This window comes from Streptomyces sp. NPDC058246 (assembly GCF_042881985.1).
Lineage (GTDB): Bacteria > Actinomycetota > Actinomycetes > Streptomycetales > Streptomycetaceae > Streptomyces.
Map to the genome: position 1 here is coordinate 195,284 of NZ_JBHVWZ010000001.1, position 15,767 is coordinate 211,050.

At 72.1% G+C, this 15,767-nt stretch carries 16 protein-coding genes; 9 read left to right on the forward strand and 7 right to left on the reverse strand.

Annotation, left to right across the window (positions count from 1 at the left end):
* The first annotated feature begins 78 nt into the window (after positions 1–78).
* Complete coding sequence (locus ACFVXA_RS00800; RefSeq protein ID WP_390023310.1) at positions 79–360, forward strand: helix-turn-helix transcriptional regulator; 282 nt, start codon at positions 79–81, stop codon at positions 358–360.
* Positions 361–399: 39 nt separating this feature from the next.
* Here ACFVXA_RS00800 and ACFVXA_RS00805 read toward each other — a convergent pair whose 3' ends face one another.
* Positions 400–1,365 (reverse strand): acetylxylan esterase, encoded by a 966-nt coding sequence (locus ACFVXA_RS00805; RefSeq protein WP_390023313.1) that lies wholly within the window; start codon positions 1,363–1,365, stop codon positions 400–402.
* Positions 1,366–1,661: 296 nt separating this feature from the next.
* On the opposite strand from ACFVXA_RS00805, the gene ACFVXA_RS00810 reads away from it, so the two are divergent.
* On the forward strand, positions 1,662–2,555 hold the full coding sequence (locus tag ACFVXA_RS00810; RefSeq protein ID WP_383735302.1) for a universal stress protein: 894 nt from the start codon (positions 1,662–1,664) through the stop codon (positions 2,553–2,555).
* A 28-nt stretch (positions 2,556–2,583) separates the two neighbouring features.
* Here ACFVXA_RS00810 and ACFVXA_RS00815 read toward each other — a convergent pair whose 3' ends face one another.
* A complete protein-coding gene (locus ACFVXA_RS00815; RefSeq protein WP_362019100.1) occupies positions 2,584–3,339 on the reverse strand; it encodes a ferredoxin reductase in 756 nt (251 codons plus the stop codon).
* Positions 3,332–3,937: a sulfite oxidase-like oxidoreductase gene (locus tag ACFVXA_RS00820; protein WP_362019103.1), complete on the reverse strand. Its 606-nt coding sequence runs from the start codon at positions 3,935–3,937 to the stop codon at positions 3,332–3,334. Before ACFVXA_RS00820 ends, ACFVXA_RS00815 begins: the two co-directional genes overlap by 8 nt.
* 256 nt (positions 3,938–4,193) lie before the next feature.
* On the opposite strand from ACFVXA_RS00820, the gene ACFVXA_RS00825 reads away from it, so the two are divergent.
* Both ACFVXA_RS00825 and ACFVXA_RS00830 read left to right on the forward strand, forming a co-directional pair.
* Positions 4,194–5,123, forward strand: coding sequence for an NADP-dependent oxidoreductase (locus ACFVXA_RS00825; RefSeq protein ID WP_390023316.1), 930 nt, complete (start codon positions 4,194–4,196; stop codon positions 5,121–5,123).
* Positions 5,124–5,314: 191 nt separating this feature from the next.
* The gene (locus ACFVXA_RS00830) at positions 5,315–6,046 is read left to right on the forward strand and encodes a GNAT family N-acetyltransferase (protein WP_383735649.1); all 732 of its coding nucleotides are present in this window, start codon (positions 5,315–5,317) and stop codon (positions 6,044–6,046) included.
* 109 nt (positions 6,047–6,155) lie between these two features.
* On the opposite strand, the gene ACFVXA_RS00835 is transcribed toward ACFVXA_RS00830, so the two are convergent.
* Complete coding sequence (locus tag ACFVXA_RS00835) at positions 6,156–6,572, reverse strand: MarR family winged helix-turn-helix transcriptional regulator (protein ID WP_390023528.1); 417 nt, start codon at positions 6,570–6,572, stop codon at positions 6,156–6,158.
* A 289-nt stretch (positions 6,573–6,861) separates the two neighbouring features.
* Here ACFVXA_RS00835 and ACFVXA_RS00840 point away from each other — a divergent pair, with 289 nt between their 5' ends.
* The 5 genes from ACFVXA_RS00840 to ACFVXA_RS00860 all read left to right on the forward strand — a co-directional run bounded on the left by ACFVXA_RS00840 (position 6,862) and on the right by ACFVXA_RS00860 (position 12,804).
* Positions 6,862–7,971 carry a hypothetical protein gene (locus ACFVXA_RS00840; RefSeq protein ID WP_390023530.1) on the forward strand — a complete coding sequence of 370 codons (1,110 nt, stop codon included), beginning with the start codon at positions 6,862–6,864 and terminating at the stop codon, positions 7,969–7,971.
* A gap of 209 nt (positions 7,972–8,180) precedes the next feature.
* Entirely contained in the window at positions 8,181–8,954 is a 774-nt protein-coding gene (locus ACFVXA_RS00845; RefSeq protein WP_362019109.1) for a putative protein N(5)-glutamine methyltransferase, read from the forward strand.
* Positions 8,955–9,131: 177 nt separating this feature from the next.
* Positions 9,132–9,932 carry an alpha/beta fold hydrolase gene (locus tag ACFVXA_RS00850; protein WP_383735294.1) on the forward strand — a complete coding sequence of 267 codons (801 nt, stop codon included), beginning with the start codon at positions 9,132–9,134 and terminating at the stop codon, positions 9,930–9,932.
* Between the two features lie 223 nt (positions 9,933–10,155).
* A complete protein-coding gene (locus tag ACFVXA_RS00855) occupies positions 10,156–12,171 on the forward strand; it encodes an FAD-dependent oxidoreductase (RefSeq protein WP_383735292.1) in 2,016 nt (671 codons plus the stop codon).
* 87 nt (positions 12,172–12,258) lie between these two features.
* Entirely contained in the window at positions 12,259–12,804 is a 546-nt protein-coding gene (locus ACFVXA_RS00860; RefSeq protein WP_383735290.1) for a PadR family transcriptional regulator, read from the forward strand.
* Positions 12,805–12,903: 99 nt separating this feature from the next.
* Here ACFVXA_RS00860 and ACFVXA_RS00865 read toward each other — a convergent pair whose 3' ends face one another.
* From ACFVXA_RS00865 to ACFVXA_RS00875, 3 genes are all read right to left on the reverse strand, one after another.
* Positions 12,904–13,443, reverse strand: coding sequence for a hypothetical protein (locus ACFVXA_RS00865; RefSeq protein ID WP_362019121.1), 540 nt, complete (start codon positions 13,441–13,443; stop codon positions 12,904–12,906).
* 189 nt (positions 13,444–13,632) lie between these two features.
* Positions 13,633–14,562: a LysR family transcriptional regulator gene (locus ACFVXA_RS00870; protein ID WP_383903090.1), complete on the reverse strand. Its 930-nt coding sequence runs from the start codon at positions 14,560–14,562 to the stop codon at positions 13,633–13,635.
* A gap of 141 nt (positions 14,563–14,703) precedes the next feature.
* Entirely contained in the window at positions 14,704–15,714 is a 1,011-nt protein-coding gene (locus ACFVXA_RS00875) for a fibronectin type III domain-containing protein (RefSeq protein WP_383735288.1), read from the reverse strand.
* Positions 15,715–15,767 lie beyond the last annotated feature (53 nt).

Genomic DNA, 15,767 nt, shown 5'->3' on the forward strand with positions numbered 1-15,767 from the left:
ACTGGTCGGACTGGAGGGAAGTCGCCGGACGCCATCCGTCCGCCTGAGTGGGAATCAGCGGCCTGGTGGGGCCCGTCGATGCACGGCCGGGCCCGGCGAGGAAGTCGGGAGCGGGCCCGGTTCGGCCATCGCCCCGGCCGGCGTGCTGTCCCGGCCCGGCACGAGGAACTGACTGCTCAGGAGGCTCAGATCGCCCGGATGGCCCGCGACGGCCTGTCGAACCCGGAGATCGGCACCCGCCTGTTCATCAGCACATGCACCGTCCATTCCCACTTGCGCAAGGTCTTCACCAAGCTCGGCATCAGCTCGCGCAGCCAGCTCGACAGAGTCCTGCTCAGCGGCGGCCCTGGCGGCGCCTGAGAGAACGTTCTGCCCCCCGAAGGAGCACCGGACGGGGCCTCAGAGGTAGGAGGGCAGCCAGTGCAGCTGGGCCGCCTCCTGGTAGGTGCCGCCGCCCTCGTGGTCGTTGAAGTCGTACACCTCGATCTTCTTGTCCTCGTGCGCCCACGCGTTGTACGCCGCGAAGACCGTCGACGGGGGGCAGGTCTGATCCTCCAGGGCCACCGAGAACAGGGCGGGCGAACTGCCGCGCGCGGCGAAGTGCACCCCGTCGAAGTACGAGAGCGTACGCAGGACCTGGTCGGTTCGGCCGCGGTAGGTCTTGAGGTAGTTGCCGATCTCCCGGTAGGGATTGCGGTCCGTGATAACCGTGGCGCGCGGGAAGTCGCACAGGAACGGCACGTCGGGCGCGATCGCGGCCAGGTCGGGCACCAGCCCGCCCACCGCGAGGGTGATGCCCCCGCCCTGGCTCCCGCCGACGGCCGCCGTGCGTGTCGGGTCCACCAGCGGATGCGAGCGGGCCGTCTCCACCGCGCGCACGCCGTCCGTGAACAGCCGCCGGTAGTAGTAACTCTCCGGGTCCTCGATCCCACGGGTCATGTATCCGGGGTAGGCGGGCGCGCTGCCCACCGGGTCCGGGGTCTCGCCGCCGCCCCAGGCGCTGCCCTGGCCGCGCGTGTCCATCACCAAGTGCGCGAAGCCCGCCGAGGCCCACAGCAGATGCGTGTGAGCGAGGCCGCGGCCGCCGCCGTACCCGACGAACTCGACGACCGCGGGCAGGGGCGAGTTCGCCCACGCCGGCAGGGTCAGCCAGCCCTTGACGGGGTGCCCGCCGAATCCGGCGAAGGTGACGTCGTACACCTTGACGGTCTTGAGGGGTGTCTCGACCGGCTCGAAGCGGGCGGCGAGGTCGTGCGCACGGGCCTCCTGGAGCGTCTTGGCCCAGAAGGCGTCGAAGTCCTCGGGCTCGGCGGACGCACTGCGGTAGTCACGGAGTTCGTCGAGGGGGAGATCGAAGAGGGCCATGAAGGACCACCTTTGGCGTCAGGGGCGCGGATGATCACACCGTACGGGTGCCATCGAAGGGCCAACAAGCCTCGTCCCTCGGTCGGGCCCGCTCCACGGCGGACCCCGCGCCGTGCGCCGATTCCGGCCCCACAGGACTGATCCCCGTCCGCCGTGGAACCCGCGCAGCGCTCCGCGCGGCGTACGGCGACCCGCACCGTCCGGCCCCCAAGACCGGAAAAGCCCTCAGAAGGCCCCCAGAAAGCCCCCACGAAGCCCCCAGAAATCCCCGAGAAGGCCCCCGGAAGGCGGGAGACATGACCTCCGGTACGCGCACCATCACCGCAGGAATCGACGGCTCGCGCGCCAGTCTGGACGCCGCCGACTGGGCGGCCCGCGAGGCCGGGCGCCGCGGTCTCCCGCTGCGTCTGCTGCACGCGGAATCGGCGCCGGCCATGCCCGCGCGGATCCCCGACGTCGACGTCCCCGTCGGGCGCACCCGCTCCGCACTCGACCGGGCCGCCATTCAACTGTCGTACGCCCACCCGGCGTTGGACATCATCGCCCGCAGCACCGAAACCCCTGCCGTCCCGGCGCTGCTCGCGGCGGCCGCGGAGACCCAGACCCTGGTGCTCGGCTCACGCGGCTCCACCGGGTGCGCAGGCTTCCCGGTCGGCTCGGTCGCCCTCGGGGTCGCCGCACGGGCCCAGCGCCCTGTCGTCCTCGTCCGCGCGGGCGAGCTCCCCGAGGACGAACGGATGCCCACCGGCGACGGCACGCCCCCGAGCACCGCCCCCTACCTGCCGGTGGTGCTCGGCCTGGACCTGGACCACCCCGCCGACGATCTCATCCGCTACGCCTTCGACACCGCCGCCGTCCGCTCCGCGCCGCTGCACGTGGTGCACACCTGGACGCTGCCCCCGCACCACGGTCACGCGCCCGGCTCACCCGTGCCCGAGGGCACGGCCGAACGGGAGGACGGCAAGCGGCAGGTGCTGACCGGCACCGTGCAGCCGTGGCGCCGCAAGTTCCCCGAGACGCCCGTCTCCGAGCGGGTCTTCCACGGCCACCCTGGACACCATCTGCTGAAGGCGTCCACCGGGGCCGGTCTGCTGGTCACGGGGCGCCGCACCGGTGAGCGCCTGGGCCGCTCGGCACGCTGGCTCGTCCACCACGCCGGGTGTCCCGTGGCGGTCGTGCCGCACGCCTGACGGGGCGGCCAGCCGACCGCGAAGGGGTTCAGCCGAACCGCTCGATACGAATCCGGTCCACCGGCTGACCAGCCTCCACCAGCAGCCGCGAGGCGTGCTCCGCGAACCCATTCGAGCCGCACACATAGGCCTCCCATCCACTGGGAGGCTGCTCGGCCAGGAGGGGTGCCACATGTGCCGCGGCCATACGTCCGACCGGCACACCGTCCGGCGCGCTCCGCGTGAAGACGGGCGTCGTCTCCTCGCCGTACTCCCGCGCGTAGATGAGCTCTTCGGGGCTGCGCGCGCAGACCAGCAACCGCAGTGGCACCTCCAGGCCCCGCGCGCGATGCTGCCGCAGCATCGACATCAGCGGTACGACACCGGAGCCGGCGCCGACGAGCAGCGCGGGCCGGTCGCCGGGCCAGGCGAAGAAGCCGCTGAGCGGGCCGCGCACCTCGACCGAGTCACCGGGCTCCGCGACGGTGTGGAACCAGCCGGAGACCTCGCCGCCCTCGACATGATCCAGGGTCAGCTCGATATGACCGGCGTCGTCGGGCGGTGACGCGATGGAGTAGTGGCGCTGCGCCACATATCCGTCCTCGGCGGTCAGCCGCAGCATCAGATGCTGCCCGGGCAGATGCCCCGCCCACCGCGGAACCGCGAACCGGAAGGTCGCCGCGTGCGGTGTCTCCCGGCGGATCTCGGTGAGTGTGGCGGTCTGCCATGTGCTCGCGGCACGGTTGCTCACGGCGATCCGGCCGGGCACGGCGAAGCGCGTCGGGGGTACGAAGGTCTCAGTCACCGGAGTAGCGCTGCTCTTCCCAGGGGTTGCCGCGGGCGTGGTAGCCGTTCTGTTCCCAGAAGCCCGGCTCGTCGTGGTCGAGGATGCTCAGGCCCGCGATCCACTTGGCGCTCTTCCAGAAGTACAGGTGCGGCACGATCAGCCGCGCCGGGCCGCCGTGTTCGGCGGGCAGCGGCTTGCCGTCGTACTCCCACACGATCCAGGCCCGTCCGCCGGTGAGGTCGGCGAGCGGAAGGTTCGTGGTGTATCCGGTGTGCGAGTACGCGACCGCGTGGGTGGCGGTGGCGTCCGGGCGTACGACGTCCAGGAACGCGTCCAGGGACACACCGGCGAAGCGCACCCCGAACTTCGACCAGCTCGTCACGCAGTGGATGTCGCCCTCGTACGCCGAACCGGGCAGCGCGTGCGCCTGCTCCCAGTTCCAGGTGCGCGGCCCGGCCACCAGACCGTCGATCCGGAAGCTCCAGTCGGCGGCCGCCAGCTCGGGCGTGACCTCGGCGGACAGGACGGGCCAGTCGTCGCCCGCGTCGTACTGGCCGGGCGGCAGTCCGGCGTGGTGAGCGCGCGGACGCCCGGTGAAGCCTCGCGTGACGTTCATAGGGGTGGTGCCTCCAGGGCCGCCGGGGACGGCGGGCCCGCGGATCGAGCGTGATCGGTGCGGACGCAGGTGCAGCGCTTTCGCACAGACACAGCGGCAGTGCTTACGCATTCAACCGTACGTGGCTGTGGACCGTGCTCCGGGCCGGAGCGGGGCTCCGATCATTGCGGGCACATGAACTCTCCCGAGGCCGGGGAATAGCCGTGCGGTGATCTTCCTTGCCGCTAGTGCGAGCGAAGGAGAGTGAGGGATACAGATGCCCAAGGCGTACGTCTTCACGCGGTACGGCGGCCCGGAGACCGAGGCCCTGGTGGAGCAGGACCGGCCGAGCCCGGGCCCCGGCCAGATCCTCGTCGCGGTGCGCGCGGCGGGCGTGAACCCCGTCGACTGGAAGCAGCGGACCGGATACCGCCGGGTGGGCGGCCCGGCACGTGAGCTGCCCGCCGTGTTCGGCAACGAGGTCGCGGGGATCGTCGAGGACGTCGGCCCCGACGTGACCGGCTTCACCACGGGGGACGCGGTGTTCGGCAACCCGGCGACCGGCGGTTACGCCGAGTACACCGTCCTTCCGGTCGCCCTCACCGCGCACAAGCCCGCCGCGCTGTCGTTCACCGACGCCGCGACCCTGCCCGTCGCGGCGGCGACCGCGTACGACGGAATCCGCCAGCTCGACCTGCCGTCCGGCGCGACCGTGCTGATCACCGGCGCGGGCGGCGGAGTCGGCGTCGCCGCCACGCAGATCGCGCGCGCCCTCGGGCTGCGCGTGATCGGGGTCGCGAGCGACGGGAAGAAGGACTTCGTCGAGTCGCTCGGAGCCGTGCACGTCCCGTCGGCGCCCTTTGGGCCGGACCTCGCGGAGCGGGTGCGCGCGGCGGCGCCGGACGGGGTGGACGCCGTGTTCGACCTCGTCGGGGGCGAGGTCCTGGAAGCCGCGGCGACGCTGCTGACCGACCGCACGAAGCTGATCACCGGCGCTGACCGTGAGACCGCCGCGCGGCTCGGTGGCGGCGCCGTCGAGCGGGCCCGCACCGCCGCCGTCCTCGACGAGGTCGCGAAGCTCGCGGTCGACGGGACGCTGCGGCCGTTCGTCACCCGGACCTTCCCGCTCGACCGGGCCGGCGAGGCGTTGCGCGCCGTCGAGGACGGTCACGCCCGCGGCAAGATCGTGATCGAGGTGTCGGCGTGAGCGCGTCTCCGCTGGACGATTCCGCGCTGGGCGCGCTGGACGGCCTCGCGCCGGGTTCGTCGACGGGCGCGGGCGGCACAGGGGCCTCCGGCCCGCCGACGGGTGCGGGCCCACTGGACAACCCTGCCGCCCGTTCGGCGACCGTCCCGCATGCTCCGGACGGCGCGCCCTGTTCGCCGACGGCGGCGCCTGTGCTCGACGGCCCTGCCATCGGCGCCGCCCACCCCCTCGACAACCCCGCCCTCGGTTCGCTGACCGGCCCGCACGCCTACTTCGCCGAGCGGCGCGGTCGCGTCCTGCGCTACCCGGTGGACGTATCGCCGTGGCTGGCGCTGCCCGACGAGCCGGAAGCCGGCGACTGGGCGGATCTGGCGGCCCTGGTGGGCCCGGGTGGGGAGGCGCCGCTGGCCGGGTTCAACGGGCGGATCCCGGACGGCTGGGAGGTGACCTTCGACATCGACGGCGTCCAGCTCGTCGACGACGGGATCGCCGCGGCACCGGACGCGGAGGCCGTGCGGCTCGGCCCGGCCGACGTACCCGACATGCTTGACCTGGTCGAACGGACCCGCCCCGGCCCCTTCCTGCCGCGGACCGTCGAGCTCGGCACCTATCTGGGGATACGGCGGAACGGCGCCCTCGTCGCCATGGCGGGGGAGCGGCTGCACCCGCCGGGCTGGACCGAGATCAGCGCGGTGTGCACCGACCCCGGCTTCCGTGGCGAGGGCCTGGCCACCCGGCTGATCCTGGCCGTCGCCCACGGCATCCGTGAGCGCGGCGAGATCCCCTTCCTGCACACCGGCGCGGGCAACACCAACGCCATCCGCCTCTACGAATCCCTCGGCTTCCGACTGCGCCGCAGCACCCGCTTCCTGGCGGCGCGCGTCCCCGAGCGCCTGGGGGAGGAGCGGACCGTGGGTGTCTGATGACATCGCGTCGTCAGACGCCGACGGGGGGCGGGCCGTGGGCGTGGGCGTCTGAAGACACCGCGTCGTCGAGGCGCGAGCGACCGGTGGTGCGGCGGGGGCGGGCAGGTCAGTCGGCGGGCGGCTGCCTGACCGGCTCCTCCTGGGCCACTGTCGCGTTGTACCGCAGCAAGTACGAGGCGAAGCGCGCGAGATCCTCCTGCGGCCAGCCCGTGTGCCGCTCACGGAAAGCCACGCGGCGGCTCTGCGTCACCTGGGCGAGGATCCGCGTGCCCGCCTCCGTCAGATGCAGCACCTGCACCCGGTGGTCCTCGGGGTCGAGCCGCCGCTCGATGAGCCCGGCCCGCTCCAGCGCGGCCACCTGACGGCTCACGGTGGACTTGTCCAGCGCGTAGTGCGAGGCGAGATCGGTGGCACGGCAGCCGCCGCTCTCCTCCAGATGACCGAGCAGGGTGTACGAGACCAGGGACAGCTCGGGGTGCATGCGTCCCGCCGAGGCCCGGGCGCGGCGCGCGAATGCGGTCATCTCGCGCTGAATGGTCTCGACGGCGGTGTCGGCATCCGTCTCGATGGCCGTCGGCGTGCCCTCGGCCCCGCCGGCCCCGCAGGCCCCGCGCTCGGCGTCCGGCCCGCCGTCGATGACCTCCGCGGCCGGACCGCCGGCAGTGACAACCGTCTCATCGGTCTCTTCTGATGCCTTCACGGCTTCCTCCTCCCATCCTTCTGGTTGTATAGTACAACTTGATAGAGAGTTGTATATGCCAACCAATGGTTCGGTCAATCTTCCGGCCAGAGGAGGACTCGTGTTCACCGGCCTGCGTTCACCGGCCCTACGCCATGTGCTCACGCACCTGGTCACCCCGCTGTTGATGTGTCTCGGCATGGGGCTGGCCTACATGGGTGCGTTCGTGACGCCGGAGCCGCATCACCTGCCCGTCGCCGTCGTCGGTGCCGGCCCCGAGACGAAGGTCTTCGCCCAGACGGTCAAGGACCGGGCGGGGGACCAGCTCGACGTCCGGACCGTCGCGAACCGCAGCCAGGCGGTGGACCTGCTCAAGTCCCGTGACGTCACCGGCGCTTACGTGCTCAGCGCGAAGACTCCCGAGCTGGTCGTCGCCACCGCCGCGTCCGACATGGGCGCCACGGCCGTCGAGAAGGTCTTCACACCGGTCGCGGCCCGGCAGGGCGTGCCACTGAAGGTCACCGACGTCGCCCCGCCGGTCCCCGACGACCCCACGGGCCAGGGCCTGTTCTTCCTGTTGATCGCGGTGAGTATCGGCTCGTACGCCTCCGTCGCCGCGCTCGGCGCCGCGGGCGCCGGCCTGCCCATGCGGATCCGCGCGCTGCTGGCCGTCGGGGTCTCCGGTGCCGTGAGTGTCATCGGTGCGGCGCTCGCCGGGCCCGTCTTCCACCTGGCGCACCACGACCTCGCGAGCGTGTGGGGAATGAGCTGGCTCTACTCCGCCGGCATCCTGTTCATCGGCGTCGGGCTCCACACCTTCCTCAAGCGGTGGACCACGCTCGCGATGATGGTGCTCTTCGTGATGCTCAACTTCACCAGCTCCGGAGGCCTGTTCCGGCCGGAGCTCCAGAACGGATTCTTCGGCGCCCTGCACTCCTTCTGGAACGGCGCCGGTTTCGTCGAGGGGGTCCGCAGCCTCCTCTACTTCGACCGCGACGGCCTGTCCGGCAACGTGGGGACGCTGTTCGGCTGGCTGGTGATCGGCCTGCTGGTCACGGCCGTCGCCGGCGCCATCGAGCATGCGCGCGCCCGTCGTGCCGTACAGGAAGAGCCCGTTCCCGAATCTGTTCCCGAACCTGTTCATGAGCCTGTTCCCGAGCCTGGGCGCGCGGAGCGGGGGGCCGAGGGTGCCGGAGAGTCCGAAGAGATCGAGCAGGAGCTGGAGGAGTCGGTCGCCGTGTGACCGGCGTGTGAGCGGCGTGTGATCGGTCTGAGCGTTCCTGTAAGGTGGCCGTCCCGGCTGTGGACCACCCCAGCCCAGGAGTTGTCGAGGAGGTGAGACCCATTACCGCTGTGTCAGGTCGGGTGCTCTCACCTCGAGGCAACGCGGCTCACCGCCTGTAGGCGGGGCCGCGAGAGCGCCCTTCGGCCCCTCGAAAGGCTCTCGTTCTCATGACCCCTCTCGCCGCTTCCGTCGTCTCCGCGCTCCGCTCCGCGGGCTGTGTCTTCGCCGAGGACGAGGCGGAGTTGATCCTCTCCACCGCGCGGACCCCGGACGACGTCACCGCCATGGTGGACCGGCGCGTCGCCGGTCTCCCCCTCGAACATGTCCTCGGCTGGGCGGAGTTCCACGGATTGCGCGTCACGGTGGAACCCGGCGTCTTCGTGCCGCGCCGCCGCACGGAGTTCCTCGTCGACCAGGCCGTCGCCCTCGCACGCGGCGCGTCTCTCGTCGTGGACCTGTGCTGCGGCTCGGGTGCGGTGGGCGCCGCCCTGGCCGCGGCCCTCGGCGGGCCCGAACTGCACGCCGCCGACATCGACCCGGCCGCCGTGCGCTGCGCCCGCCGCAACGTCGCACCGTTCGCCGGTCACGTCCACCAGGGCGACCTCTTCGCGGCCCTGCCCGACACCCTGCGCGGCCGTGTCGACGTCCTTGCCGCCAACGTGCCCTACGTGCCCACCGAGGAGGTCGGCCTGCTGCCCGCGGAGGCCCGCGACCATGAACCCCGGGTCGCGCTCGACGGCGGAGGCGACGGCCTCGACCTCGTGCGCAGGGTCGCCGCGGCGGCGCCCCAGTGGCTGGCCCCCGGCGGCTTCCTCCTCGTCGAGACGAGCGAACACCAGGCGCCCCTGGCCGTCGAGCTCTTCGCCCGCAGCGGTCTGATCGGCCGGCTCGCCGTCTGCGAGGAGATGTACGCCAACGTCGTGATCGGCGTGCGGCCCTAGGGTCTGTCCGGGGAGCGGGAGGGTCGGTCCGGGAAACGGGAGGGCCTGTCCGGGGAGCGGGAGGGTCTGTCCGGGGAGGGGGTGCGTCCGACATGCCACGTTCGGTCCCCGATGGGCCGGTCGGCCCGCCCGGCGCGCCACACTGTGGCTGACCGTGCCGGGAGACGGAGGCCGAACGTGAGCAGTCCCGAGGAGTTCCACGCGTGGGACGTTCGCGAGTCCGGGCCGGCCGACGCGCGCAGGCGGGTGTTGCTGCTGCCCGGCGGGATGTGCAGCACGGCGTTCTACGACGACATGACGGCCGCACCGGCACTGGCCTCGGCGCCGGTGCGGCTGGTGGCCGTGACGCTACCGGGCCACGCGGGGACCGTGCCCCCGCGGGATCTCGCCATGGAGAACTACGCGGCACTCCTCGGCGCGTTCGCGGCGCAGCGCGGCTGCGAGGTCGTGGTCGGCCACAGCCTCGGCGCCAACGTCGCCCTGGAGATGGCGGCGGCCGGGCACTTCACCGGCCCGCTCGTCCTGCTGTCCCCGACCTTCTCGCGGACCGACGAGCCCAAGGCACTCGGCGTCGCCGACCGCCTCGGACGGCTGCCGGGCATCGGGGCCCTGACCTGGCCGGCCCTGATGAAGGTGCTTCCGCGCCTCATGGCGGCCGGCCTGCCCGCGGCCCGCCGTGAGGCGCTGGTCGCCGAGTTCCGGAAGAACGACCCGGCGTTCTGCCGACGGGAGATCCGGCACTACTTCGACTACCTGGACCGGCACGGATCACTGGTGTCCCGGCTCCGCGCGTCGGGCGCGCCCGCCTGGGTCGTACGCGGTGATCACGACGAGATCGGGCTGACCGCCGAGGAGCGGGCGGGCCTCGACGACAGTCCCCACGTCACGATGGTCACCGTCCCCGGCGCGGGCCACCTGGTGATGGTCGACCAGCCGGCACCGGTCGCCGAACTCGTCGCCCGGGTCGCCCTCGGCTGACGCCGGCCCGCCACATCCGCGCCTGCCGACCCGGGCCTGCTGAACTGCACCTGCCGACCCGTGCCTGCCGACCCGGGCCTGCTGAACCACACCTGCCGACCCGAGCCCGCTGAACCGGGTCCGCTGACCCGCCCCGCGGACGCGAGCCCGCTTATGCAACTAGTTGCATAAAGAGGGTGTCGTCGTCTACAACAGAGACACGACACCGCGCACGGAGGGCCCGATGAGCCGTTACCCGCACCTGCTGAACCCGCTCGACCTGGGCTTCACCACCCTGCCCAACCGCGTGCTCATGGGCTCCATGCACGTGGGCCTGGAGGAGGCCGAGCGCGGCTTCGAGCGGATGGCGGAGTTCTACGCCACCCGCGCGCGCGGCGGCGTCGGCCTCATCGTCACCGGCGGCATCGCGCCCAACGAGGCGGGACGGCCGTACGAGGGCGGCGCCAAGCTGACCACCGAGGCGGAGGCGGAGCAGCACGCCGGGATCACCGCCGCGGTGCACCGCGAGGGCGGCAGGATCGCGATGCAGATCCTGCACTTCGGCCGGTACGCCTACCACCAGGACCTGGTCGCCCCGAGCGCCCTGCAGGCCCCGATCAGCCCCTTCCCGCCGCACGCGCTCACCGACGCCGAGGTCGAGCAGACCATCGACGACTACGCCCGCGCCGCCCGCCTGGCGCGGCGGGCCGGGTACGACGGTGTCGAGATCATGGGCTCCGAGGGCTATCTCATCAACGAGTTCATCGCGGCCCAGACCAACCGGCGCGAGGACCGCTGGGGCGGCTCGTACGAGAACCGGATGCGCTTCCCCGTCGAGATCGTCCGGCGCGTACGCGAGGCGGTCGGCGAGGACTTCATCATCATCTACCGCCTGTCGATGCTGGACCTGGTGCCGGGCGGCTCCTCCCTCGAGGAGGTCATCACGCTCGCCAAGGCCGTCGAGGCCGCCGGAGCGACGATCATCAACACCGGCATCGGCTGGCACGAAGCCCGCATCCCCACCATCGCGACCTCGGTGCCGCGCGGCGCGTACGCCTGGGTGACCAAGAAGGTCATGGGCGCCGTCTCCGTCCCGCTGGTGACGACCAACCGCATCAACACCCCCGAGCTTGCCGAGCAGCTGCTCGCCGACGGCCACGCCGACATGGTGTCGCTGGCCCGTCCGATGCTCGCCGACCCCGACTTCGTCGCGAAGGCGGCGGCCGGGCAACCGGAGGCCATCAACACCTGCATCGGCTGCAACCAGGCCTGCCTCGACCACACGTTCAGCGGCAAGATCACCTCCTGCCTGGTCAATCCGCGCGCCTGCCACGAGACGGAGCTCGTCCTCGCGCCGACGCGGCTGCGCAAGCGCGTCGCCGTCGTCGGCGCCGGTCCCGCCGGACTCGCCTGCGCGGTCAGCGCGGCCGAGCGCGGCCACGACGTCACCCTGTACGACGCCGCGCCCGAGATCGGCGGCCAGCTCAACGTCGCACGCAAGGTCCCCGGCAAGCAGGAGTTCGACGAGACGATCCGCTACTTCCGTACGCAGCTCGAACTGCACGGCGTGGACGTCCGGCTGAACACCCCCGTCACCGCGGACGGACTCGACGACCACGACGAGGTCGTCGTAGCCACCGGTGTCAGCCCCCGCACCCCCGAGCTCCCCGGAGTCGACCACCCCAGCGTCGTCGGCTACCTCGACGTCCTGCGCGACGGCGCCCCCGTCGGCGACCGGGTCGCGATCCTCGGCGCCGGCGGCATCGGCTTCGATGTCGCCGAGTACCTCACCGACAGCGGCGACAAGGCGAGCGAGGACCCGGCGACGTACTTCCGGAACTGGGGCGTCGACATGGACTACCGGGCACCCGGCGGCCTCGCCGCGCCCGAGCGTCCCACCCCGCCGCGCACCGTCCACCTCCTCCAGCGCAAGACCTCCAAGGTCGGCGCCGGACTCGGCAAGACCACCGGCTGGATCCACCGCACCGAGCTCAAGCACCGGGGCGTCACCATGGTCCCGGGAGTCCAGTACGACCGGATCGACGACGCCGGGCTGCACGTCACCGTCGAGGGGCACAGCCAGGTCCTGGAGGTCGACACCATCGTGCTGTGCACCGGGCAGGAGCCGCGCCGCGACCTGTACGACGAGCTGCTCGCGGCGGGCCGCAGCGTGCACCTCATCGGCGGCGCCGACGTGGCCGCCGAGCTGGACGCCAAGCGCGCCATCAAGCAGGGCACGGAGCTGGCGGCGGCGCTGTAGGCACGCCGCCCGGGAGGGCCGTCGCACCGTCCGGCGGGCCGCACTCAGGCGCCCGGTCCCGTGGGCGGTCCTCCCTAGGATGACCCCATGTCACTCCCGCACGCGATCCTCACCGCCCTGCTCGAGAAGCCCTCGTCCGGCCTCGAACTGACCCGGCGGTTCGACAAGTCGATCGGCTACTTCTGGTCGGCGACGCATCAGCAGATCTATCGCGAGCTGGGAAAACTGGAGGCCGAGGGCTACATCCGAGCCCTGCCCTCCGAACAGCCGGCCCGGGGGCAGAAGAAGAGCTACGAAGTCCTGCCCGCGGGCCGCGCGGAACTCGCCCGCTGGACCGCCGCCTCCCAGGACCCCAAGCCGCTGCGCGACATCATGCTGCTGCGGCTGCGCGCCTCGGCCGTCGTCGGCACCACGGGCGTCGAGGCCGACCTGCGCCGCCATCTCGCCCTCCACCAGCGGCAGTTGGCAGAGTACGAGGAAATCCAGGAGCGCGACTTCCCGCCCGGCAAGGACACCCCGCAGGACCGCCTCCGGCACCTCGTACTGCGCGCCGGAATCGACCTGGAGACCTTCTGGACCCAGTGGCTTACGCATGCACTGGAGGAGTTCGAGCAGCTGCCCGCGCCCGAGTAGGAGGTCGGAGTCCCCACGGCCGGGTCGGAGTCCGTAGGGCACGGCCCGGTCGGAGTCGGTAGGGCTTGGACCGGTCGGAGTCGGTTGGGCTTGGACCGGTCAGAGTCGGTAGGGCTTGGACCGGCGGCGCAGGAACCAGGCCGCCGCCACGGTGCCCGTGGCGACCAGCACCGCCCCGCCGACGAGCGTGACGGTCCCGTAGTCCTTGACCGCTCCGCCGAATCCACCCATGACACCGCGCGACGGCGAGGCCGTCGACGAGATCGTGGGGGTCGCGGGGGCCGAGACGATGATGGACTGGGTGCCCGCCGTCGTCCCGTTGTAGCAGACCACGACCACCGTATAGGTGCCTGGGCTCACACCTGACCAGGACGCGGACTGACTGGTGGTCGTCCCCCTCAAGGGCGCCTGGCGCCCTTGGGAGAAGTTCGCCTGTCCACTGGAAAGCAAGGAGGCGCTGCCGAAGCTGGCGCCGTTGCTCTGACACGCGCTGGTGGTGACCGAAACATTGGAACCGGTGGTGCTCACCGAGATTCCGGAACCGAAGGCAACGGCGGACGGGGCGGCCAGAGCGAGCGGCAGCGCAGCGGCGGCGGCCGCGGTCAGGCCGGAGCGGAGAAGTGTCTGAGTAGTACGCATCAAGGACTGCCCTCCAGCGGCACGGTTGGCGGCACATCCCATGCGCCGCCGAGGATTGGAAGGCCCGTGCTGTCTCAGGGAGAGCCAACGTTGCCTCGGCCGGGCCCGCATGCGGACGGGGACCGGGCAGGTGACGAATTCCTTCGTCCGGCCGACTGCGCAGGGTTTACGGCCGCCGTGTGCCTCCCGTCACCAGGTGCGGCCCGCCTGGAGCAGCCGCTCCCGGACCAGCGCCACATGGGGGTTGTCCGAGACCCCGGGCCGCTGGGTGAGATAGCCGGTGTTGATCGGCGGGTCCTCGGGCGACAGCAGGGGCACCAGGGCACCCGAGGCCAGTTCGTCGAGGCAGAGATAGCGGGGGAGCACCGTGATCCCCGCGCCGGCGGCGACCGCCGCGAGGACGCCCCGAAGATCGGGCACCGTGATCGCGGCCTGCCCGGACAGCCGTACCCCGAAGACATGCCGCCAATAGCGGCGCGCGATCGGCAGATCCTCGGCGTATGTCACCAGGGGTGCGCCGTGCAGCGCGGCGGCGCCCTCGGCCGCCACCCTGCCCGGACCGATGCGCTCGGCCCACTGCGGGGCGGCGACCAGCACGAACTCCTCGTCCATCAACGGCACGGAAGTGAGGGTGCGCCCGCGTGGCCGGATCGTGGCGATCACCAGATCGAAGCGGCCGCCCCGCAGTCCCTCCAGGAGGTCGTCGGTCAGTCCGGTGCTGATCCGCAGCCGCACGCCGCGCCGCGTCAGCGGCGCCAGCGCGGGCAGCGCCTTGGTGCACAGCAGCTCGGCGGGACCGGCCACATGGACGGGATCCGGCGGCTGGTCGGCGCCGAAGCCGCCGCGGTCCGCGACCACCGCGAGCGCGTCCAGGGGTGCCGCGACCTGCGCGGCCAGCTCGTCCGCCACCGCCGTGGGCAGCACACCCCGCGGCCCCCGCTCGAACAGGTCCCGGCCCATCTGCTCCTCCAGCGACCGCATCTGCGTCGTCACCGTCGGCTGGGAAAGGCCCAGCAGCCGGGCCGCCGCCGTGAACGATCCCGTCCGGTGCACGCTGAGAAAGGTGCGCAGCAGGGAGAGATCGAGCGGAGTCGCGACATTGGGTTCCCTATGGGCCATACGGGTAACTCTATGCCGGGGCTATTGCTGACCGCCCGGCCCGGGCCGTGCGCTTCACCGTGTGCCGCTGCGCGCCGTGCGCTGCACCGCGTGCCGCTCCGCGCCGTGCGCTGCACCGCGTGCAAGGCGGCGCCGTGCGCCTCACCGGCTGCCGGTCGTCACCGTCCGCTGCGCCGAGAATCCGCCCCACGTGCCGTCCGGCAGCTTCGCCCTGATCCGCACACGGTGTGACTCCCCGGCGTCCCGGCCCACGTAGAAGCTGTAGGTGGACTTCCCGCGCGGTGGGTCGCCGCCCCACACCAGCGAGGTCACCGGACGGCCGTCGAGATGGATCTGATACTCCGTGATCACCCCGTCCACCTCCGGGGCCAGCCAGGACAGATCGATGTAGTACGCGCCGTCCGCACGGTGGGTCGTCGCGCGGAAGTCGGTCGGCGCGGTGCCCCGGCCGTCGTCCGTACCGGGCGCGGTGCTGAGCCGGACGGTGTCGCTCGCGGGCGAGACGTTGTCCGCCGCGTCGCGCGCCCGCACGGTGAAGGAGTAGCGGGTGCCGGGCCGCAACCCGGTGACCACAGTCGCCGTCTGTGCGCCGCCCACACTGTGGATCTTCGAATTGCCCTGGTAGATGTCGTACGACGCTACGCCCCGGTCGTCCGTCGACTTCTCCCAGGACAGCTGGGCCGCCCGGCTTCCGATCGCCTTGCCGTGCGGCCGGCCGGGGCGGCCCGGAGCCGTGTGATCGGCCGCGACCGCCGCCGGTGTGGTGGCCCGGACCTGTTTGCTGGGTGGTCCGGAGTCCCCGGCGGCGTTGCGGGCCCGGACCGTGAACACGTACGTGGTGGACGGCTTGAGTCTGGTGATGTCCACCATGTGCTCCGCGCCGGGCACTTCCTTGACTTTCGTGGTTCCGCGATACACCTCGTAACGGGTGACCTCCGGATCGTCGGAAGCCCGGTTCCACATGACGTGCACGCTGGTCGCGCTGCCCGCGGCGGCGGTGACGCCCAAGGGTGCCGAGGGCAGCCGTTCGCCCTGGCCCGTGTCCTGTCCGCCCCACCCACAGGACGCGAGCGCGAACAGCGTGCCGCACGTCAACGCCCGGGTCAGGGCGGGGGGAACGCGTCGTACGGAGCCGGCTTCAACGCGTCGCACGGTCTGCCTTCCCTCGACGGGATTGGTCTGTACCTATAAGACACGGCTGAGGC

Coding starts and splice junctions, on each gene's coding strand:
- ACFVXA_RS00835 (WP_390023528.1), bottom strand. CDS start 6,572: ATGACCGCATTCGCGCGCCGCGCCCGGGCCTCGGCGGGACGCATGCAC.
- ACFVXA_RS00865 (WP_362019121.1), bottom strand. CDS start 13,443: ATGCGTACTACTCAGACACTTCTCCGCTCCGGCCTGACCGCGGCCGCC.
- ACFVXA_RS00870 (WP_383903090.1), bottom strand. CDS start 14,562: ATGGCCCATAGGGAACCCAATGTCGCGACTCCGCTCGATCTCTCCCTG.
- ACFVXA_RS00820 (WP_362019103.1), bottom strand. CDS start 3,937: ATGAACGTCACGCGAGGCTTCACCGGGCGTCCGCGCGCTCACCACGCC.
- ACFVXA_RS00860 (WP_383735290.1), top strand. CDS start 12,259: ATGTCACTCCCGCACGCGATCCTCACCGCCCTGCTCGAGAAGCCCTCG.
- ACFVXA_RS00825 (WP_390023316.1), top strand. CDS start 4,194: ATGCCCAAGGCGTACGTCTTCACGCGGTACGGCGGCCCGGAGACCGAG.
- ACFVXA_RS00810 (WP_383735302.1), top strand. CDS start 1,662: ATGACCTCCGGTACGCGCACCATCACCGCAGGAATCGACGGCTCGCGC.
- ACFVXA_RS00805 (WP_390023313.1), bottom strand. CDS start 1,365: ATGGCCCTCTTCGATCTCCCCCTCGACGAACTCCGTGACTACCGCAGT.
- ACFVXA_RS00855 (WP_383735292.1), top strand. CDS start 10,156: ATGAGCCGTTACCCGCACCTGCTGAACCCGCTCGACCTGGGCTTCACC.
- ACFVXA_RS00800 (WP_390023310.1), top strand. CDS start 79: ATGCACGGCCGGGCCCGGCGAGGAAGTCGGGAGCGGGCCCGGTTCGGC.
- ACFVXA_RS00845 (WP_362019109.1), top strand. CDS start 8,181: ATGACCCCTCTCGCCGCTTCCGTCGTCTCCGCGCTCCGCTCCGCGGGC.